Genomic DNA, 19,474 nt, shown 5'->3' with positions numbered 1-19,474 from the left:
CTCACATACGGCGTGTCCCCGGAGTGTCACGGCCGGACAGCGACGGATTCGAGTTCCCGCACCCGCACGGTGGGCAGCAGCCGATCCCGCAGCACCCGGTCGATCTCGCCCGCGACCGGAATGACCACGGCGGCAGCGGAAGTGGCGACCGCGTCGGCGAGCAGCTCCGGCCAGTCCGGTGTGGTGCCGGCGGCCAGCGCGGCGATGATGGCCGCCACCGCCGCGTCGCCCGCCCCGGTGGGATTGCCCGCCAGCGGTTTCGGCAGCGCCGCCGTCCAGGCCCGGGTCGGGGTGACCGCCACCATGCCCGCGCCGCCCCGGGTCACCACCACCGTGCCCACGCCGTCGGCGATGAGCGGATCGACGGCCGCGAGGATCTCCGGAATCGTGCCCGCCGGGCGGCCGGTGAGGCGTTCCAGCTCCTCGACATTGGGGGCGAGCACGACGCCGGGCACGCGCGCGGCCAATTCCAGCGGCTGGCCGTCGAAGTCGCAGATCGTGGGGACGCCCCGGGCGATGGCGGTGCGCGCCAGCTCGGCGGGCAGGCCCGGACTCACCCCGCCGGGCAGCGAACCCGAGATGACCAGGCCGCTCATATCCGAGAGCAGGCCCGCCACCCGCACCCGCAGCTGATCCACCGCGTGCGGTTCGGTGACCCGCGGGCCGGGCTCCCACAGCGCGGTGGCGGTGCCGTCATCGGATTCGCTGATCACCACCGTGCGGCGGACCCACGGCAGCGCGTGCACGAAGTCCACGGGCATCTCGAGTTCCGCGGCAGCCGCGAAGGAATGGTCCGAGAAGCCGGTCGCGCGGGCGTATTTGCCGAGCTGGTTCAGCACCCGCGTGACATTGATGCCACGCCCGCCCAGCCGCTGATCCACCGACCGCACCCGCTGCGCCCGGCCCCGCTCGAAATGCTCCACCCGGTAGGTCATGTCGTAGGCCGGGTTCAGGGTCACGGTGAGGATCACCCCACCATCTCGGCACGTCACGGCACCGGATGCAACCCCTGCACGGCAAAGTGGCACCGAATGTCGTTGCCATTCGGAGATATTCGAGGGGCAGGATGTCGGCCGTGCATCCGCTCCCACCGAAACACCTGCTGCTGCAGGCCTGCCGTGGCCTGCCCCCCGACGACCATCCGGTGCTGCGCTGCGCCGGCTTACTCGCGGACCTGCACGAGCGGCGGCTCACCAGAGCGGGCGGCACCGATCGGATCGACCACGACCGGGCGCGGCTGGTGCTCGATATCGACAGCTGGGTGGCGGCCGAACTCCCCAAGGCCGCCCGCGACGCCCACCTGCACACCGAGACCGTGGGGACGGTGGTGGACCGGCTGGCGCAATTCTCCGCGCTCGCCTACCTGTCCCTGGCCATGTCACCCGACGACGCCGTGCACGATGCCGCCCAGCGGCTCACCGAACTGGCCATCGCCTACGAGCATCTGGCGGGTGAGCTGGCCGCGGGCCGCCGCCGGCTGCCGAACCTGACCGGCACCCGCGACTACGAATCCTGACCGCGACACGAATCTTGACCGCGGCCGGCGGTGCCCGGCGAGGGGGCGGGGCACCACCGGCCACAAGGTGGACCATGCGCAATCCACCGTCGAAGTCTCCCGAACGGCACGAGCTCACAGGGAATCCGCGTGGGAGATGCGGTGGCAGTTCCTGTGTCCCGTCACCTGACAACCGTCCGGTCGAGCATCGACACGTGAATCATGTCGCCCGAAACTCGGAACGTGCCCTGTTCCAGCTGTGAATCGTCTGTGAGGGAGGCCCAACTCTCGGGACTCTCAGGGGCTTCGCCCCCGAACCCCCAGGGCAATTTCGGCGCTCCGCCCTCGCATCCCCAGGAATCCGCCCAGCAGCGCCTCGGAAGGAAGAAGGCGAGAGCGACATCGCCTCCGGACTATTTGGTGCCGGGTAGCAGGGCGCGGATGGTATCGATGGTGTCGGCTTGGTGGGGCTCCTTGTCGGGGCGGTAGCGGACTACCCGGGCGAAGCGGAGGGCTACGCCGCCGGGGTAGCGGGGGCTGGTCTGGACGCCGTCGAGGGCGATTTCGACTACCAGTTCGGGGTAGAGGTAGACGGTGTTGCCGTCGCGTTTGCGTTCGTGGCGCGGGAATTCGGCCGTCTGCCAATGGAGTAGGGCGTCGGTGAGGCCCTTGAAGGTTTTGCCGACCATGATCGGGTCGCCGCCCTCGGGGTCGCGGGCGCCCAGGTGGAGGTTGGAGAGGTAGCCGGTGCGGCGGCCGTAACCCCATTCCGCGCCGAGCACGATGAGGTCGAGGGTGTGAGTGGGTTTGATCTTCTGCCAGGAGCGGCCGCGGCGGCCGGCGGCGTAGGGGGCGTCCAGGGATTTGATCATGATGCCCTCGTGGCCCGCGGCCAGCGCGCCGTCGAAGTATTCGGCGGCGGCTTCCGGGTCGGGGGCGATGAGGGCCGGAATGGTCAGGCCGCAGGCCACCGCGGTGAGGGCCTCGCGGCGCGTGCGCAGCGGGGCGTCCAGCAGGTCGGCGCCGTCGAGGTGGAGGCAGTCGAAGAAGTAGGGGTGCAGCAGCAGTTCCTGGGAGGTGGTGGCGCCGAAGCGGCTCATGGTCTCCTGGAAGGGCCGCGGGCGGCCGGAGTCGTTGAGCGCCAAGGTTTCTCCGTCGAGGACGACGCTGGTGCAGTCCAGCTGCCGCACCACCTCGACCAGTTCGGGCACGCTCGCGGTGATGTCGCGCAGGGTGCGGGTGAACACCCACACCCGCTCGCCGTCGCGATGCACCTGGATGCGGGCGCCGTCCATCTTGTGCTCGACGCTGGCCCGCCCCTCGAATTCGGCCATCGCCTCCTCGAGGGTCGCGCCGGGCGAAGCCAGCATGGGCTGGATCGGCCGCCCGACCTCGAGCCGGAACGCGGCCAGAGCCTCGACGCCGCCGGTGCGCGCCGCGACGGCGGTGACCGGCAGCCGCCCGGACAGCATGTGAGCCCGGCGCACCGCCTCGATCGGCACGTCGAAGGCGGCGGCCACCGCCTCGGCGACGATCGCGGTCAGCGCGCCCTGCCGCATCTCCCCGGTCAGCAGGCGGAGCAGGAACTCGTGCTCGTCCTGGGTCGCGGCCCCGAACAGGGTGGCCAGCAGTTCCTGTCGTCGCGCCGCCGACCCGCTGCCCCCGACCTCGGCCAGCTCGCTGAAAGAGGTGTCCACCTCGTCCACGGACAGCGTGGACACCGCGGCCGGCTCGATCGCGAGCGTGGTCAGCGTCCGCCAGCCGGTTCCGATCCGCCCCTGCGGCAGCTCTCCGGACAACCAGGCCACGACCTGCGCCAACTCTTGCGGCGCCGCCTGCTTCAGCAGGTCGGCAAAGATCTTGATCTTGTTCTTTCGCGACGACGTCGCCCGCACACCCTGTGACGCCTCAACCACATCGGACAAGAGCACTTGTCGACGGTAACCCGGGCGACCGACAACGATGTGACACACAGCTCAGCAGCTCTGCTAACCCTCGCGTTGGCAACGATGCGAAGACACCAATAAACTTGGGCGCATGGCCAAGACTTACGTCGGTGCGCGGCTGCGACAGCTGCGTACCGAGCGCGGTTTGAGTCAGGTCTCGCTGGCCAAGAAGCTCGAGATCTCCGCGAGCTATCTGAATCAGATCGAACACGACGTGCGTCCGCTCACCGTACCGGTCCTGCTGCGCATCAGTGAAGTCTTCGGCGTCGACGCCGGCTTCTTCTCCTCCCAGGACGACACCCGGCTCATCGCCGAACTCCAGGAGGTCGTGATGGACCAGGAGCTCGGGGTGGAGGCCGACGCCCAGGAGATCGCCGAAATGGTGTCCGCGCACCCGGGGCTGGCGCGCGCCATGGTGAACATGCATCGCCGCTACCGGAATACGACCGCGCAGCTGGCCGCCGCCACCGAGGACCGTTTCGCCGACGGCAGCGGTTCGGGCGCCATCTCCAAACCGCACGAGGAAGTGCGCGACTACTTCTATCAGCGGCAGAACTACATTCACGAATTGGATACCGCCGCCGAGGAACTCACCCATCGCATGCGATTCCACGGCGGCGATCTCAAGCGCGAGATCCCGCGCCGCCTCAGCGATGCGCACGGCGTGCAGATCGTGGAGCGTATCGATCTGGGCGACGGCGTGCTGCACCGTTTCGACCCCGAGCAGCGCCGCCTGGAAATCGCGCCGCATCTCTCGGGCGGGCAGCGGGTGTTCAAGCTGGCCGCCGAGCTGGCGTATCTGGAATGCGGCGAGCTTATCGAAAAACTGGTGGCGGAGGGCAATTTCAGCGGCCACGATTCGGTCGTGCTGGCAAAACTGGGCCTCGCCAACTATTTCGCCGCTGCCACGGTCCTCCCCTACACCCATTTCCACGAGGTGGCCGAGGACTTCCGCTACGACATCGAACGCCTATCGGCGTTCTTCACCCAGAGCTACGAGACCATCTGCCACCGCCTGTCCACGCTGCAGCGCCCCAAACTCCGCGGCGTCCCCTTCTCCTTCGTCCGCGTGGACCGCGCCGGCAATATGTCGAAACGCCAGTCCGCCACCGGTTTCCACTTCTCCTCCAGCGGCGGCACCTGCCCGCTCTGGAACGTCTACGAGACCTTCGCCTACCCCGCGAAGATCATGACCCAGATCGCCCAGATGCCCGACGGCCGCAAATACCTCTGGATCGCCCGCACCGTCGAACGCCGCGCCACCCGCTACGGCGAACCCAGCAAAACCTTCGCCATCGGACTGGGCTGCGAACTCCGCCACGCCGGCCGCACCGTCTACGCCGACGGCCTCGACCTGAACGAGCCCAAAGCCACCCCCATCGGCGCCGGTTGCCGCGTCTGCGAACGCTCCAACTGCCCCCAACGCGCCTTCCCACCCCTCGGCAAATCACTCGACATCAGCGAACACCGAAGCTCCATCTCCCCCTACGTCATTCAGTGACTGCGTCACGAAGGCAGCGTTGGACTCGACTCCAGGCAAAACGACCATCGGAATGAAGCCATCGGAGATCGTTGCGGATATCTACGGGCATCGAAGTTCCCTCTCTCCGTGCGTCATTCGATGACCACTGGACATCATTTGATGACCGATTGGATGGCCTATTCGGATGGGAAGCACGCGTTGAATCGCAGACGAACATGATCGTGTGAAAATCGAAAAGGTTATCGCTACTGCTGGTCTCACCATAGCCGCGCTGGCGATCACAGGGGGTACGTCCTACGCCGCGCCTACGCCGGATCCGGCTGCGGTGCAGTCGATTCAGCACCCCGCTCAGGGGCAGAATGATCCGGGTTACTCCATTGTTCGGTCGGATGCCGATAAGACTGTGACGACGACGCTGACCGGCGGCACTTTCCGGCTCACCGATGCGTCGGTGGACGTATTGGATGGCTCCGGGGTGGTTGTGTCGCGGATGCCGCTGTCGATGACCACCGCGGGTACGGATCTGGTGGTTTCGATGCATCCGAGTATCGCGGACAACGGGACCAAGCTGGTTGCGCATCCGGAGGCCGGCGAGGTCGCGCAGCCGGGTGCGGCGGATATCGGGCGGTGGGTGCCGACCTCGCCCAAGCAGCGCGCGACCGAAACCGGTAGTGCCGTGGGCGCGTTGGGTGGTGCGCTCGGCGGCATCGTCGTCGGCGTCATCATCGCGGTGGCCACCGGGGGGCTCGGCATCATCGCCCTGCCGTTCGCGGCCATGATCGGTGCGTTGATCGGTGGTGGCACCGGTAGCGCGGCCGGTGCCGGCACCACCAACGACGACCGGCAGGACGGCTGGACGTGGCAGCAGGACTGCCACACCGACTACTACACCCACGACCAGTACTGCTACTGACCCGATCTCACCGTTGAGCCCGAGCCGGTGTCAGCTTTCGCTGGCCCCGGCTCGGGCCGTTTCATATCCCTTGACCTGCAATAACGTTTCCTTCACACCGAACGAACCATGATGCGGTGAGCAGAAATTCACGCCACGGCAATGTAGGAAATCGGACATTCATCGAGAGACATTCCGGCGCAACACTTCCCGTTTACCTTTCGTTCCACGGATACAGCCGCTGTATACGCGGCGGTATTCGCAAGCGGCGCACGTGGCGCCGCCGAACACCGTGAAGTGAAGGATCCGCCCATGCACGACTCTCCCCGCCGGGACAGGGCCGCCCGCCTGATGAAGGCGATCACCATTCCGACCGCGCTGGCGCTGTCCGCCGTCCTGGTCGCCGGCTGTGGTTCGCGCGACAGCGACACCGCGTCGGGCTCCAATGCCAAGTCCTGCGTGGACACGTCGAAGGACACCATCAAGATCGGTTCACTGCACTCGCTGACCGGAACCATGGCCATCAGCGAGGTCACCGTCGCCAATGCCACCAAGCTGGCGGTGGACCAGATCAATGCCGCGGGCGGCGTCCTGGGCAAGAAGCTGGACGTGGTGCTCGAGGACGGCGCCTCGGATCCCAAGACCTTCGCGGAGAAGGCCGAGAAGCTGATCAGCTCCGACTGTGTGGCCGCGGTGTTCGGCGGCTGGACCTCGGCGTCTCGCAAGGCCATGAAGCCCAAGTTCGAATCGCTGAATTCGCTGCTGTACTACCCGGTTCAGTACGAGGGCCTGGAGGATTCGAAGAACATCTTCTACACCGGCGCCACCACCAACCAGCAGATCATCCCGGCGCTGGACTACCTGAAGCAGAAGGGCATCACCTCCCTCTATCTGGTGGGTTCCGACTACGTCTTCCCGCAGACCGCCAATCGCGAGATCAAGGCGTACGCCAAGGCCAATGGCATCGAGATCAAGGGCGAGGACTACGCCCCGCTGGGCTCCACGGATTTCTCCACCATCGTCAACAAGGTCCGCAATGCCAAGGCGGGCGCGGTGTTCAACACCCTCAACGGCGACTCCAATGTGGCCTTCTTCCGCGAGTACGCCAACGCGGGCCTGAAAGCCGCTGACATGCCGGTGGTCTCGGTGTCCATTGCCGAGGAGGAGGTCGGCGGCGTCGGCGTGCAGAACGTCGCGGGCCAGCTGACCGCCTGGAACTACTACCAGACCGTCGACACCCCGCAGAACAAGGCGTTCGTCGCCGCGTACAAGGCGGCCTACGGCGCGAACAAGCCCACCTCCGACCCGATGGAGGCCGCCTACACCTCGGTCTACCTGTGGAAGGCGACGGTGGAGAAGGCGAAGTCGTTCGCGGTGGCCGACATTCAGAAGGCCGCCGACGGCGTCAGCTATGACGCGCCGGAGGGCACCGTCACCATCGACGGCTCCAACCACCACATCACCAAGACCGCGCGCATCGGCGAGATCCACCCCGACGGGCTCATCTACACCGTCTGGGATTCCGGCAAGCCGATCCAACCGGACCCGTACCTGAAGAACTACGACTGGGCCAAGGGCCTGAAGTAATTCGGCGGCCGCCGATGAGGGGCGGCTGGTGCGGTGTCCGCGCGACTCTCACCGCGGCATCGCACCAGCCGTACGGCGTTCGCCACCAATAGAGCTCGAGAGGTACTGATCATGGATGTGGCTGTCGGACAGCTCTTCACGGGGCTGAGTCTGGGCTCGATCCTGCTGCTCGCCGCGCTGGGTCTGTCGCTGACCTTCGGTCAGATGGGCGTCATCAATATGGCGCACGGTGAATTCATCATGGCCGGGTGTTACACGACCTACGTTGTGGAACAACTGATCTCGGCGACGGGCGTGGCGCTGATCGTGTCGCTGTTCGCCGGCTTCCTGGTCGGCGGCCTGCTGGGCGCGGCCCTGGAGATGGGGCTCATCCGCTGGATGTACGACCGCCCCCTGGACACCCTGCTGGTCACCTTCGGCGTCGGCTTGATCCTGCAGCAGGCGGTGCGGGACATCTTCGGCGCGCCCGCCAAGAACGTGGTCGCGCCGGACTGGCTGACCGGCGGCCTCACCATCGCGGGCACCGTGGTGCCCAAGACCCGCATCTTCATCATGGTGCTGGCCGTGGTGGCGGTGATCGCGCTGGCCACCGCGCTCAAGACGACGCCGCTCGGCCGCCGCATCCGGGCCGTGGTGCAGAACCGCAGCCTGGCCGAAACCTCGGGCGTCTCTTCACGTCTCACCGATGTGAGCACCTTCTTCATCGGTTCCGGGCTGGCGGCGGTGGCCGGTGTGGCCCTGACCCTGATCGGTTCCACCAGCCCCACCATCGGGCAGTCGTATCTGGTGGACGCCTTCCTGGTGGTCGTCATCGGCGGCCTCGGGCAGATCAAGGGCACCGTGATCGCGGCCTTCGCCATGGGCCTGCTGAATTCGTTCGTCGAATACTCGACCACCGCGACGGTCGCCAAGGTGATCGTCTTCATCGTGGTCGTGATCTTCCTGCAGGTACGCCCGCAGGGTCTGTTCACCGTCCGGACGAGGAGTCTGGCATGACCACCATCCAGCGGCTGAGTGCCAACCCTTCCCTGAAAGCCCTGGGCGGCTTCGTCATCGCCGCCATCGTCCTGTTCGGTCTCGCACCGGCGATGCTCACCGACTTCCGGTTGAGCCTGCTCGCCAAGTTCCTGTGCTTCGCCATCGTCGCGGTCGGCATCGGCCTGGCGTGGGGCCGCGGCGGCATGCTGACCCTCGGGCAGGGCGTGTTCTTCGGCATCGGCGCGTACATCATGGCCATGCACATGCAGATGGCCGACGCCGCCAAGGCGCACGAGGATGTGCCGGAGTTCATGACCATCGCGGGCGTGGACCAATTGCCCTCGTACTGGCGGCCTTTCGAGTCCGCGCCGGTGGCGCTGCTGGCGATCGCGGTGCTGCCCGCCGCCATCGCCGCGGTGCTCGGCTTCGGGGTGTTCAAGCGCCGGGTCAAGGGCGCGTACTTCGCCATCCTGAGCCAGGCGCTGGCCGCGGCGCTGGCGATCCTTCTCACCGGGCAGCAGACCATCGGCGGCTTCACCGGATTGAGCGACTTCCGCTCGTTCTTCGGCTTCCGCCTGGATGATCCGGTGAACCGGCGGATGCTGTTCTTCATCGCGGCGGGCACGCTGCTGATCGTGGTGGCCGTCGCACGCCAGCTCATGCGCAGCCGGTACGGGGAACTGCTTGTCGCCGTGCGTGATCAGGAGGAACGGGTCCGGTTCCTCGGGTACGACCCGGCCAATATCAAGATCGTCGCCTATGTGGTGGCCGCGTTCTTCGCGGGCATCGCGGGCGCCCTGTTCACCCCGATCGTCGGCATCATCTCCCCCGCCGACATCGGTGTGGTCCCGTCCATCGCCTTCCTGATCGGCGTCGCCATCGGCGGCCGCACCACCCTGCTCGGGCCGGTACTGGGCGCGATCGGCGTGGCCTGGGCGCAGACCACGTTCTCCGAGCACTTCCCGTCGGCGTGGACCTACTTCCAGGGTGCACTGTTCATCGTGGTGGTCGGCTTCATTCCGGCCGGACTGGCCGGATTCGGGCCCATGGCCAAGCAGCTGCTGGAGCGGCTGCGGCCCGCGACGGCCCCCGACGCCGCACCGGAACCGGCCGCCTCGCCCGAGATCGAGGCGGCGGTCGAGGCAGAGCCGGAGGCCGAGTCCGAGGCCGAGCAGAAGGTGGAAGCACGATGACCGCACCCGAACCGAAAATCGGCGGCAATGCCGGAATGGACAGCGAGTACCTCGAAATCCGCGGCCTGTCCGTGAGTTTCGACGGCTTCAAGGCGGTCTCCGATGTGGATCTGACCGTCCTGCAGGGCGATCTGCGCTTCCTCATCGGACCCAATGGCGCGGGCAAGACCACCCTCATCGACGCCATCACCGGCCTGGTGCCCGCGACCGGTTCGGCGCAGAAGACCGGCGCCGAGCTGATCGGCCGCAAGGTGCATCAGATCGCCCGGCTCGGAGTGGGCCGCACCTTCCAGACGGCGAGCGTGTTCGAACAGCTCACCGTGCTGCAGAACCTCGATATCGCCGCGGGCGCGGGACGTTCCGCGCTCACCCTGCTGCGCCGGCGCAAGTCGGTGCTGCCCGCCATCGAGGAGGCGCTCGAGACCACCGGACTCGCCGAGCTGCGCGACAAACCTGCCGGGGTGCTCGCGCACGGTCAGAAACAGTGGCTGGAGATCGGCATGCTGCTGGTGCAGAACGCCTCGGTACTGCTGCTGGACGAACCGGTGGCGGGCATGAGCGCCGAGGAACGCGAGGAGACCGGAAACCTGCTGCGCCGCATCGGCGGCGAGCGGGTCGTCATCGTCGTCGAGCACGATATGGATTTCATGCGCGCGTTCGCCAGCTCGGTGACGGTGCTCGCGGGCGGCCGCGTCCTCAGCGAGGGCACCGTGGAGCAGGTGCAGGCCGATCCGAAGGTGCAGGAGGTCTACCTCGGCACCGCCGCGGCCGGTGAGCTGCCGCCCGCTGAGACCAGCGCTGATGAATCCATGGGCGCGGAGCAGGAATCGGACGAGGCGAAGGAGGCCGCCGATGCTGGAACTCGTTGACCTACACACCGGCTACGGCCGGACCGAGGTGATTCACGGTGTGTCCCTGACGGTTCCGGACAATGGCGTGGCGGCCATCATGGGCCACAACGGGGCCGGTAAGACCTCGCTGCTGCGTGCGACGGTCGGGCTGCTGCCCGCCAAGTCGGGGCGGATCCGCTTCGGCGGCGAGGACATCACCAGGATGTCGCCGTCGCGGCGGGTCAAACGCGGCCTCGCCTATGTTCCACAGGGACAGCAGAGTTTTCCACAGCTGTCCACAATGGAGAACCTCCAGGTGGTGGCCGACGGCCGCAAACGCGGCAAGGCACTCGTCGACGAAGCGCTGGACCTGTTCCCGGCGCTGCGGGAACTGTTGTCCCGCAAGGCCGGACTGCTCTCCGGCGGCCAGCGCCAGCAGCTGGCCATCGCCCGCGCCCTCATCACCGAACCGGCGCTGCTGATCCTCGACGAGCCGACCGAGGGCATCCAGCCCTCGGTGGTCGCCGAGATCGAACGCACCATCATCGAACTCACCGGCCGGGGCGGACTCAGCGTACTGCTGGTCGAACAGCACATCGGCTTCGCGCTGCAGGCCGCGCAGCAGTTCTACGTCCTGCGCTCGGGCCGCGTCACCTCGTCCGGGGCGGGCGGGGCGAGCGCGGAATCCGCGGTACGCCAGGCCATGGCGATCTGATCGGACACTCCGTGAACGCGCGCAGGGGGCGTATTCCGTTGTCCGAGAGGGTCTATCGATCCCTGCAGCGCGATCTCGCGGCCGGGATGCTGGTACCGACCGAGCGACTCGGCGAGGAACGCCTCGCCGAGACCTACGGCGTCTCCCGCACCCCGGTCCGCGAGGCGCTGGCCCGGCTCCTCGCCGACGGCCTGCTGGAACGCCACACCGACGGCCTCTACCCGTACCGCCCCCGGGTCGACGAGCTCGGGGACCTGTACGAACTCCGAATAGTCCTGGAAGCCAGAGGAATCCAACGCTTGCAGGCCACCGCGGCGGCACTCCCGGAACCGCTGGCCGCCGCCGTGCAGCCGGAACCGCCGGCCCTGGCGGCTCGGCCTGCGGTCACGCCGCACGATCTGGGCGCGGTCGAGCGAGAGCTCGAGCTCTGGCGGCGCGTGCGCGAGGATCCGCCGGAGCCCGGGGCCGAGCTCATCGCCGCCGACGAGCGGTTCCACACCACACTCCTGCTGGCCGCCGGCAATTCCGCACTGGCCGAGGCGCTCTCGACGGTGCACGCGCGGGTGCGGCCGGTGCGGGCCCTGGACATGCCCACCCCCGGGCGGATCGCCGCCATGGCCGACGACCACATCTCCATCGCCGAGCATCTGCTCGCCGGGGATCTGGACACCGCCCTGCGCACCCTCCTCGCCCACCTCACCAGCTCCCGAGCCCACGTCCTCACCCGCGCCCGCCGCGCACTGGAGCTCACCAAACTCGCTCAGGCGGTCCGCGAGTGACCCGATCCGCGCCGCGCCGGGCCGTCGGTCTGGCGAGTGGCTCAGACAGGGTGTTGACTGGGGAGATGGTGTCGACGAAGCCACGCATCGCTCCTGGTCGCCTGCGGGAGCTCGGTCCGCTGAACTGGGTTGTCTGGCAGGCGCTTTCCCGTGCCGCGGGCACGGAGGACGCGCATCTGTTCAGCACGCTGGGCCGGACCGGCGGCCTGTTCCGGGGATGGCTGCACTTCTCCGGCCGCCTCATGCCGGGCGGCAAACTGCGCCGGTACGAGTCCGAACTGGTCATCCTGCGCGTCGCGCACCTGCGCCAATGCGAGTACGAGACCGACCATCACATCCGGCTGGGCCGCCGCGCGGGCGTCACCGCCGAAATCCTGGACCGTCTCCGCGAGGGCCCGGCCGCCGCCGGATGGTCCGCCGAGGAGCGCGCGCTGCTCACCGCCGTGGACCAACTGGTCACCACCCGCGACCTCGATGACGCCACCTGGCAATCCCTCGCCGACCACTACGACGAGCGACGCCTCATCGAAATCGTCCTGCTCACCAACCAGTACGAGGGCCTGGCCAGCACCATCACCGCCCTCCGCATCCAAACCGACCACTAGCCGCACGATCCGGCCGTGCGTCAGCGGCGCAGGCGGTGGACCGGCTGGGTGGCGGCTTCGGGAACGGTCTCGGCGTGCGGGAGGCGATGCGCGTAGGCGGGTTCGGCGGGACGGGCGGGCTGGATGCGGGCGTGCAGGTGCATGTCGTGCCAGCCGTCGTCGTGCAGGCCCGCACTGCGATTGATGCCCTCGAGCACGAAGCCGGATTTGTGTGCCACCCGGCAGGATTGGGCGTTATGCACGGAATGCCGTAATTCCAGGCGGTGGAATCCGGCCACCTCGAAGGCCCAGCCGACCAGCGCCTCCACCGCGCGCGGGGCGATGCCGCGGCCGCGCGCCGCCGGGACCACCCAGTACGCCAGCTCGGCCTCGCCGTGCCCGAGTTCCATGTGATGCAGCGAGGCCCGGCCCATCAGCCGGCCGCTGCGGCCATCGGCGACAGCCCAATTGGCCGCGGTGCCACCGCTCCACGAGCGCGCCCAGGAATCCACCCACTCCCCGGCCTCCTCCACGGTGTCCGCGGTGCGCACGTGCCAGCGCCGAATGGCCGGATCCTGGAAGGCCGCGTACACCTCGGGCCCGTCCCGGCGCAGCCACGGCCGCAGCACCAGCCCGTCTCCCATCGGGAGCACCGGCTGCGCTGCCCGACTGAAGGTCTCGGCGGCGACGATTGCCGGGGTTGATCGCGGCATGGGTGGAATTCTGCCCGCGATCGACCGGTCCGCGCGGCGAAATTGAGACCATCGTCCCGATCGGTCTCTCTCGCGCGTGTCGCCCGAACCGACCGGCGGCGCTCAGGGCCTGCGGTTTTCGATGAGCGCGGCCAATCCGTCCAGGACCCGGGCCAGCCCGAACTCGTAGGCGTGGTCCGCACCGTAGGCGCTGTCGTGGGCCTGCCCCGCGACCGCGCCGATCCGGGCTGCCAGGGGATAGCGGCCGGCGTCGAAGACCCGCGCCAGCAGCGGGGCCGCCCGCTCCCACCACTCGCGATCGGAGTGCCCGCTCTCGGTCGCGGCCCGGGCGCTGTCGATGGCCAGCTGCGCGGTCGCGGTCACGAAGCCCAGCACATAGGTGAGCGCAGCGTCCATCTCCAGGTCGCCGAGGCCGAGCCCGTCGAAGGCGCGCAGCTCGTGGTCGTATTTCGCGGCCACGCCGGGACCCAGCGGCGGCCGCGTGGTCGGCAGATAGGCCACCCACGGATGCTCGGCCAGCAGGGCGCGATTCTCGGCGGCGATCGCGGAAACCCGTTCCCGCCAAGGCATTCCGGTGAGATCGTGACGCGGCATGCGCTGGTAGACGGTGTCGAGCATGAGGTCGAGCAGTTCGGCCTTGCCCGGCACGTAGGTGTAGGTGGCCATGGGCGTGATGCCCAGCTTGGCCGCCACCGACCGCATGGTGAGCGCGGCCAGCCCCGCACCGTCGGCGATCTCCAGCGCGGCCGCGATGACGGCGTCGAGGGTGGTGCGCTGTTTGGGCCCGCGCGCCGGACCGCCGGATCCGGGCTCGCGCCACAGCAGTTCCAGCGTGCGCACCGGGTCGCCCGCGCTGCTGCGTTCCCCGCTTCGTCCGGCCATTCGCGTCACCTCCGTCGCTGATCGTATCGATGTGACGGTCGTCACTTTGCATCCCGTCGGGAATGTCTGTACAAAGTACAGCGTACTCAGTACAGAGTTTATCGGCACTACCCAGGAGGCCCCATGACCATCACCGCATCCGCGATCTCCCTGAACGTGCCCGACCCGATCGTCTCGGCGACGTTCCTCATCGACCACTTCGGTTTCACCGAGAAGATGTCGGCCGACGGCTTCGTCAACGTGACCCGGCCCGACGCCGGATTCGACGTCATCTATCTGCGCACCGGCCTCGGCAGCTTCAAGCCGGAGCGCATCGCGGGCAGCGCGGGCCAGGGCCTGCTGGTGGTGTTCGTCGTCGACGACATCGACGCCGAATACGCCCGCGTCCAACGCGAAGGCGTGCCGATCGTGACCCCCATCGAGACCGAGCCATGGGGCGAGCGCTACTTCCAGGCCCTCGACCCGAATGGGATCGTCATCCAACTGGTCCAGTGGGTCTGACCGGAAACCGCTGAAAGATTCCTCCGTCGAACGTGTCGATTCCGGCCGGGCCCGTTCGAGGAGTAGGCGAGGGCCGAACCGCGGCCCGGCACTTCGACGAGAGGAATCCGATGCGAAAAGTGGTGGCTTTCGAGCACATGACCCTCGACGGCTTCGCGGCCTCACACACCGAGCTGGGACTGGAATGGACATTCGGCGCCTACAGTCCGGACCTCGCCGCCTTCCACGACGAGCACATCCGGGCTGATATCGGTACCACGATCTACGGCCGCAAGACCTTCGAGGGCATGCGCGATCACTGGTCGAGCGTTCCGGACAACCCGGAGGCCACGGCACACGATCTCGAACACGCCGACTGGGTCACGAACATCGACAAGATCGTCTTCTCGACCACGCTCGAGTCGGCCGGCTGGCGGAACACCCGGATCATCGACAGTGACGGGGCGGCGCGCATCGCGGAACTGAAGGCGGAGAACGGCGGCGCGCTGGTCATCTACGGCAGCCCGACCCTGGTGCACTGGTTCACCGACGCCGGGCTCATCGACGAGTACCGCATCGTCATCCATCCGGTGACAATCGGCTCCGGCACCCCTATGTTCCGGGACAAGACCGAACTGAATCTGAACCTGCTGGAATCGAAGTCGTTCGACGGTGGTGCCCTCTATGTCCGCTATGCAGTCGCCCAGCGAGAGGATTGAGCAATGCGATACCTGGCACTGATTCGCCTGGACCCCGCCCAGATGCCCGAGGAAGGGCCCGGCGACGACCTGATCGCCAAGGTCAACGAGATCATCGAGGAGATGACCAAGGCGGGCGTGCTGCTCGACACCGCGGGCCTGCGCCCGATCGAGGAGGGCACCCGGATCCGGCAGACCGGCGGCGTGCAGACCGTCATGGACGGGCCGTACACCGAATCCAAGGAGATCATCGGCGGATACATGCTGCTGCAGACCCGTTCGCAGGAGGAGGCGGCCGAGTGGGCGTCCCGGTTCCTGCGGGTGCACGGGCCGGACTGGGACATCGAGCTCGAGGTGCGACAGCTGGACGGCCAGAACTGAATCCGCAGCAGGAGCGGGCGCGCCGGGCCGTGGAGGCGGCCTGGCGCATCGAATGGCCGCGCCTGGTGGCGGGCCTGACCCGCCTGGTCGGCGATATCGCGACTGCCGAGGAGCTCGCGCAGGACGCCCATGTGGCGGCGCTGGAACAGTGGCCGCGCGACGGCGTCCCGCCGAATCCGGGCGGCTGGCTCATGCTGACGGCGAAACACCGCGCGGTGGACCGCATTCGGCGCGACGTGAACTTCGCGCGGAAGCTGGAGCTGCTCGGCCGTGAGACGCTCACGGCCGAGCAGCCGCCCGGCGAACCGGAACCGTTCATCGCGGACGACCTGCTGCGCATGATCTTCACCGCCTGCCATCCGGTGCTCTCGCCCTCGGCGCGGGCGGCGCTCACCCTGCGCATGGTGGGCGGCCTGACCACGGCCGAGATCGCGCGGGCCCATCTGGTCCCGGAATCGACCGTGGCGCAACGCATCGTGCGCGCCAAGCGCACCATCGCGGCCAAGCGGATTCCCTACGAGGTGCCCGCGGGCGCCGAGCTGGCCGCGCGCCTGGACTCCGTGCTCGAGGTCATCTACCTGATCTTCAACGAGGGCTATACCGCCACCTCCGGCGAGCGCTGGGTCCGGGCCGAATTGTGCGAGGACGCACTGCGTCTGGCGCGCATCCTGACCGGGCTGCTGCCCGAGGAGCCGGAGGCGTACGGGCTGGCGGCCCTGCTCGAACTGCAGGCTTCCCGCACCACCGCCCGCAGTGATGCGGACAACGCGCTGGTGCTGCTGCCGGATCAGGACCGGTCCCGGTGGAATCGGCTCTCGATCGAACGCGGCCTGTCCGCCCTGGGCCGCGCGCACACGCTGAATCGGATGCGGGACCTTCCGCCCGGGCGCTACGCGCTCCAGGCCGCCATCGCCTCCGTGCACGCCGTGGCCCCGACCGCCGCCGAGACCGACTGGCGGCGCATCGCTGGACTGTACGCCATACTGGCGCAACGGTTTCCGTCACCGATCGTGGAGTTGAACCGGGCGGTCGCGGTGGCCATGGTGCACGGACCCGGCGCCGGCCTGGAGTTGATCGACGCCATTGCCGCGACCGGGGCGCTCGACGACTATCACCTGCTGCACGCCGTCCGCGGGGATCTGCTGGCGCGGCTGGGCCGGGATGCGGAGGCGCGGGCCGCTTTTCGGCGCGCGGCCGATCTGACCGGCAATGAGATCGAGCGGGAGTTGCTGCTCGGCCGGGCGCGCTGACCGGCAATCCACTCCGATCAGGCATTTCACCGCGTGTCGCTCACCCCTCCCGGGAAACGGCAGGGCGTACGGTCGGTTCCTAGCTGAAGCCAGATGGGTCTGTTTTTTCGTGAACGACACGGAAGGACCAGGCGTTGCCCATTCTCGACAAGCGTCCGCTCCGAGCCACCGTCCTCGGACTGCTCGTGGCGGCCCTCGCCCCGCTCACCGTCGCCGTCGGCACCGCCGACGCGCGCACCGAAATCGCCGACCCCATCGCCCAATCCGCGCTCCCGGCCGCCCTGCCGGTGGACCCGGCGTCCCTGCTGCAGCTGGTCGGTGCGGCCCAGCGGTTCTCCAAACCGGCCTTGCAGACACTGTCACGTTTCATCGTGCCCGGGGACCAGTGGGGGTCGTTCAATCAGATCATCACGCACGAGAGCGACTGGCAGGTCTTCGCCATCAACCCGACCTCCGGCGCCTACGGGCTGGCCCAGGCCCTCCCCGCACACAAGATGTTCAGCGAGGGCCCGGACTGGTTGTTCAACCCGCTCACCCAGCTGCGCTGGGCCTACCGCTACATGGTCGCGCGCTACGGCAGCCCGAATGCCGCCTGGGACTTCTGGCAGGCCCACAACTGGTACTGAGCCTGCCGGTCCCCGAACTCGATCAGCCCGGTACGTATCTCTCTCAGCCCGGTACGTATCTCGATCAGCTCAGCGCGGCCCGGAAGACCTCGGCGACCGGGGTCGACGGGCGGCCCAGCAGCCGCTGCAGATCACCGGAGTCGACGGCCAGGATGCCGTCGGCGATACCGGCGTCGGCATCGGCCAGGGCGGCGGCATAGCCGGCGTCCAGACCCGCGCCCTGCAGCGCCGCGGCGTAGTCGGCCTGCGGCAGGTCCTGGTAGCGGACCGGCTTGCCGGCCACCTCCGAGATCACCTGCGCCAGTTCGGCATACGAGAGCGTCTCGTCGCCGCCGAGCTCGTAGACCTTGCCCTCGTGACCGTCGGTGGTGAGGACGCGGGCGGCGGCCTCGGCGTAATCGGCGCGGGCCGCGCCGGATACCTTGCCCTCGCCCGCCGCACCGTAGAGCACGCCCGTCTCGATGGCGTGTGCCAGGCCGCCGGTGTAGTTCTCCCAGTACCAGCCGTTGCGCAGCAGCACGGTCGGGATGCTCGCTCCGGCCAGCGCGGCCTCGGTGCCGATGTGCTCCTGGGCCAGGATCAGCGGATTGCGACCGGCCTGCGGAATGCTGGTGTAGGCCAGCAGTTTCACGCCCGCCCGCTCGGCCGCGCGCAGCACGTTGGTGTGCTGGGCGACACGCTTGGTGAACTCGTTGCCGGAGACCAGCAGCACGCGGTCGACGCCCTGGAAGGCGCGCTCGAGCGCTTCCGGATCGTCATAGCTCGCCACCCGCACCTCGACACCCCGCACGGCCAGATCGGCCACCTTGGCGGGATCGCGGACCACCGCCACCACCGGCTGCGATCCGTCCTTCAACAGCGCCTCGACGACCAGGCGACCCAGCTGTCCGCTTGCTCCGGTGACTGCGACGGTCATGACTACCTCCAGGTTTCAGGGAATGAACTGCACTGCCGACATGTACTAACTAATAGTAAGCACATGCTATTCCTGAACCGCTACCCGAAACACAGGTAATCTCAATTTCATGAACGCCCGGCCTCCCGACCAGTCCTACCCGGACGACCCCACCCTGGAAGCCGACGTCTTCGCCCGCAACTGCTCCTCGCGCCCGGTCCTGCAAGACGTCGCCAGTCGCTGGGGCGTGCTCGCCCTGGCCGCCCTGCGCGAGGGCCCCTACCGGTTCTCGGCGCTGCGCCGCCGCGTGGACGGCATCTCCGAGCGCATGCTCTCCCAGACCCTGCAGACCCTGGAACGCGACGGCATGGTCAATCGCGAAGTCCAGCAATCCATCCCGCCGGTCGTCGAGTACACCCTCACCGACCTCGGCGCGCAGGTGGCCGACCAGCTCGTCGGCCTCATCGAGATCCTCGAATCCAATATCGCGAAGATCGAAGCGGCCCAGACCGCCTACCACCGCACGTAAACCGAAGAACGGAGCCGCATGTCCGCCGACACCGATCTGCAGTATCTCGAACGCTGCGTGGAGCTGGCCGCCGAAGCCCTGGACGCGGGCGACGAGCCGTTCGGGTCATTGCTGGTCGGCGCGGACGGCACCGTGCTCGCCGAGGACCGCAACCGTGTCTCCGGCGGCGACGCCACCCGCCACCCCGAATTCGAGCTGGCCCGCTGGGCCGCCGAGCACCTCACCCCCGAGGACCGGGCCACGGCCACGGTCTACACCTCCGGCGAACACTGCGCCATGTGCTCGGCCGCGCACGCCTGGGTCGGCCTGGGCCGCATCGTCTACGCCGCCTCCACCGCCCAGCTCACGGAGTGGCTCAACGAATTCGGCGTCCCCGCGGGCCCCATCCGTCCCCTCGCCATCCAGGAGGTGGCCCCGGGCATCCCGGTCTCCGGCCCCTTCCCGGAACTCACCGACCGCGTCTACGCCCTCCACCGCCGTCACTGTCGACTACCCTCCGGTCAACGCGCTGCCTTCCGACGGCTGGTTCGCCCTGGCC

Annotated in this window: 22 protein-coding genes; 17 read left to right on the top strand and 5 right to left on the bottom strand. The window is 68.3% G+C overall.

Annotation, left to right across the window (positions count from 1 at the left end):
- Positions 1-26: 26 nt before the first annotated feature.
- A complete protein-coding gene (locus ACFXHE_RS36190) occupies positions 27-992 on the bottom strand; it encodes a hexose kinase (RefSeq protein WP_379389171.1) in 966 nt (321 codons plus the stop codon).
- Between the two features lie 83 nt (positions 993-1,075).
- Here ACFXHE_RS36190 and ACFXHE_RS36185 point away from each other — a divergent pair, with 83 nt between their 5' ends.
- A complete protein-coding gene (locus ACFXHE_RS36185; RefSeq protein WP_354847094.1) occupies positions 1,076-1,516 on the top strand; it encodes a DUF4254 domain-containing protein in 441 nt (146 codons plus the stop codon).
- Between the two features lie 392 nt (positions 1,517-1,908).
- Here ACFXHE_RS36185 and ACFXHE_RS36180 read toward each other — a convergent pair whose 3' ends face one another.
- Positions 1,909-3,426 carry an ATP-dependent DNA ligase gene (locus ACFXHE_RS36180; RefSeq protein ID WP_379389170.1) on the bottom strand — a complete coding sequence of 506 codons (1,518 nt, stop codon included), beginning with the start codon at positions 3,424-3,426 and terminating at the stop codon, positions 1,909-1,911.
- 106 nt (positions 3,427-3,532) lie between these two features.
- Between ACFXHE_RS36180 and ramB the strand changes: the two genes are divergently transcribed.
- The 9 genes from ramB to ACFXHE_RS36135 all read left to right on the top strand — a co-directional run bounded on the left by ramB (position 3,533) and on the right by ACFXHE_RS36135 (position 12,503).
- The gene (gene ramB, locus ACFXHE_RS36175) at positions 3,533-4,942 is read left to right on the top strand and encodes an acetate metabolism transcriptional regulator RamB (protein ID WP_354847100.1); all 1,410 of its coding nucleotides are present in this window, start codon (positions 3,533-3,535) and stop codon (positions 4,940-4,942) included.
- A 385-nt stretch (positions 4,943-5,327) separates the two neighbouring features.
- Positions 5,328-5,837, top strand: a complete 510-nt coding sequence (locus tag ACFXHE_RS36170; protein ID WP_379389169.1) for a hypothetical protein — start codon at positions 5,328-5,330, stop codon at positions 5,835-5,837.
- A gap of 330 nt (positions 5,838-6,167) precedes the next feature.
- Positions 6,168-7,403, top strand: coding sequence for an urea ABC transporter substrate-binding protein (gene urtA / locus ACFXHE_RS36165; RefSeq protein WP_379389263.1), 1,236 nt, complete (start codon positions 6,168-6,170; stop codon positions 7,401-7,403).
- Between the two features lie 111 nt (positions 7,404-7,514).
- Positions 7,515-8,399, top strand: a complete 885-nt coding sequence (gene urtB / locus ACFXHE_RS36160; RefSeq protein ID WP_379389168.1) for an urea ABC transporter permease subunit UrtB — start codon at positions 7,515-7,517, stop codon at positions 8,397-8,399.
- Positions 8,396-9,574 carry an urea ABC transporter permease subunit UrtC gene (gene urtC, locus ACFXHE_RS36155; RefSeq protein ID WP_379389167.1) on the top strand — a complete coding sequence of 393 codons (1,179 nt, stop codon included), beginning with the start codon at positions 8,396-8,398 and terminating at the stop codon, positions 9,572-9,574. The genes urtB and urtC overlap by 4 nt, the downstream gene beginning before the upstream one ends.
- Complete coding sequence (gene urtD / locus ACFXHE_RS36150; protein WP_379389166.1) at positions 9,571-10,443, top strand: urea ABC transporter ATP-binding protein UrtD; 873 nt, start codon at positions 9,571-9,573, stop codon at positions 10,441-10,443. The genes urtC and urtD overlap by 4 nt, the downstream gene beginning before the upstream one ends.
- Positions 10,427-11,119, top strand: a complete 693-nt coding sequence (gene urtE / locus ACFXHE_RS36145) for an urea ABC transporter ATP-binding subunit UrtE (protein ID WP_379389165.1) — start codon at positions 10,427-10,429, stop codon at positions 11,117-11,119. Before urtD ends, urtE begins: the two co-directional genes overlap by 17 nt.
- A gap of 38 nt (positions 11,120-11,157) precedes the next feature.
- A complete protein-coding gene (locus ACFXHE_RS36140; protein ID WP_379389164.1) occupies positions 11,158-11,898 on the top strand; it encodes a GntR family transcriptional regulator in 741 nt (246 codons plus the stop codon).
- Between the two features lie 65 nt (positions 11,899-11,963).
- Positions 11,964-12,503 (top strand): carboxymuconolactone decarboxylase family protein, encoded by a 540-nt coding sequence (locus ACFXHE_RS36135; RefSeq protein ID WP_379389163.1) that lies wholly within the window; start codon positions 11,964-11,966, stop codon positions 12,501-12,503.
- A 20-nt stretch (positions 12,504-12,523) separates the two neighbouring features.
- Here ACFXHE_RS36135 and ACFXHE_RS36130 read toward each other — a convergent pair whose 3' ends face one another.
- Positions 12,524-13,195 carry a GNAT family N-acetyltransferase gene (locus ACFXHE_RS36130; RefSeq protein ID WP_379389162.1) on the bottom strand — a complete coding sequence of 224 codons (672 nt, stop codon included), beginning with the start codon at positions 13,193-13,195 and terminating at the stop codon, positions 12,524-12,526.
- A gap of 102 nt (positions 13,196-13,297) precedes the next feature.
- Complete coding sequence (locus ACFXHE_RS36125) at positions 13,298-14,077, bottom strand: TetR/AcrR family transcriptional regulator (RefSeq protein ID WP_379389161.1); 780 nt, start codon at positions 14,075-14,077, stop codon at positions 13,298-13,300.
- Between the two features lie 123 nt (positions 14,078-14,200).
- Between ACFXHE_RS36125 and ACFXHE_RS36120 the strand changes: the two genes are divergently transcribed.
- From ACFXHE_RS36120 to ACFXHE_RS36100, 5 genes are all read left to right on the top strand, one after another.
- Positions 14,201-14,578 carry a VOC family protein gene (locus tag ACFXHE_RS36120; protein WP_379389160.1) on the top strand — a complete coding sequence of 126 codons (378 nt, stop codon included), beginning with the start codon at positions 14,201-14,203 and terminating at the stop codon, positions 14,576-14,578.
- A gap of 110 nt (positions 14,579-14,688) precedes the next feature.
- Positions 14,689-15,276, top strand: a complete 588-nt coding sequence (locus ACFXHE_RS36115) for a dihydrofolate reductase family protein (RefSeq protein WP_379389159.1) — start codon at positions 14,689-14,691, stop codon at positions 15,274-15,276.
- 3 nt (positions 15,277-15,279) lie between these two features.
- The gene (locus ACFXHE_RS36110; RefSeq protein ID WP_379389158.1) at positions 15,280-15,636 is read left to right on the top strand and encodes a YciI family protein; all 357 of its coding nucleotides are present in this window, start codon (positions 15,280-15,282) and stop codon (positions 15,634-15,636) included.
- A gap of 29 nt (positions 15,637-15,665) precedes the next feature.
- On the top strand, positions 15,666-16,886 hold the full coding sequence (locus ACFXHE_RS36105; protein ID WP_379389157.1) for an RNA polymerase sigma factor: 1,221 nt from the start codon (positions 15,666-15,668) through the stop codon (positions 16,884-16,886).
- A 134-nt stretch (positions 16,887-17,020) separates the two neighbouring features.
- Entirely contained in the window at positions 17,021-17,512 is a 492-nt protein-coding gene (locus tag ACFXHE_RS36100) for a transglycosylase SLT domain-containing protein (protein WP_379389156.1), read from the top strand.
- A gap of 64 nt (positions 17,513-17,576) precedes the next feature.
- Here ACFXHE_RS36100 and ACFXHE_RS36095 read toward each other — a convergent pair whose 3' ends face one another.
- A complete protein-coding gene (locus tag ACFXHE_RS36095; protein ID WP_379389155.1) occupies positions 17,577-18,428 on the bottom strand; it encodes an SDR family oxidoreductase in 852 nt (283 codons plus the stop codon).
- A gap of 109 nt (positions 18,429-18,537) precedes the next feature.
- Between ACFXHE_RS36095 and ACFXHE_RS36090 the strand changes: the two genes are divergently transcribed.
- Both ACFXHE_RS36090 and ACFXHE_RS36085 read left to right on the top strand, forming a co-directional pair.
- Complete coding sequence (locus tag ACFXHE_RS36090) at positions 18,538-18,936, top strand: winged helix-turn-helix transcriptional regulator (RefSeq protein ID WP_379389154.1); 399 nt, start codon at positions 18,538-18,540, stop codon at positions 18,934-18,936.
- An 18-nt stretch (positions 18,937-18,954) separates the two neighbouring features.
- Positions 18,955-19,474 (top strand): nucleoside deaminase (locus ACFXHE_RS36085; protein ID WP_379389153.1); only part of this gene is annotated, 520 nt, incomplete at its 3' end.

The sequence above is a fragment of the Nocardia sp. NPDC059229 genome (assembly GCF_042754165.1).
Classification (GTDB): Bacteria; Actinomycetota; Actinomycetes; order Mycobacteriales; family Mycobacteriaceae; genus Nocardia.
The sequence above is the reverse complement of the archived record's forward strand: the minus strand, read 5'-3'. Positions and strand labels throughout refer to the sequence as shown.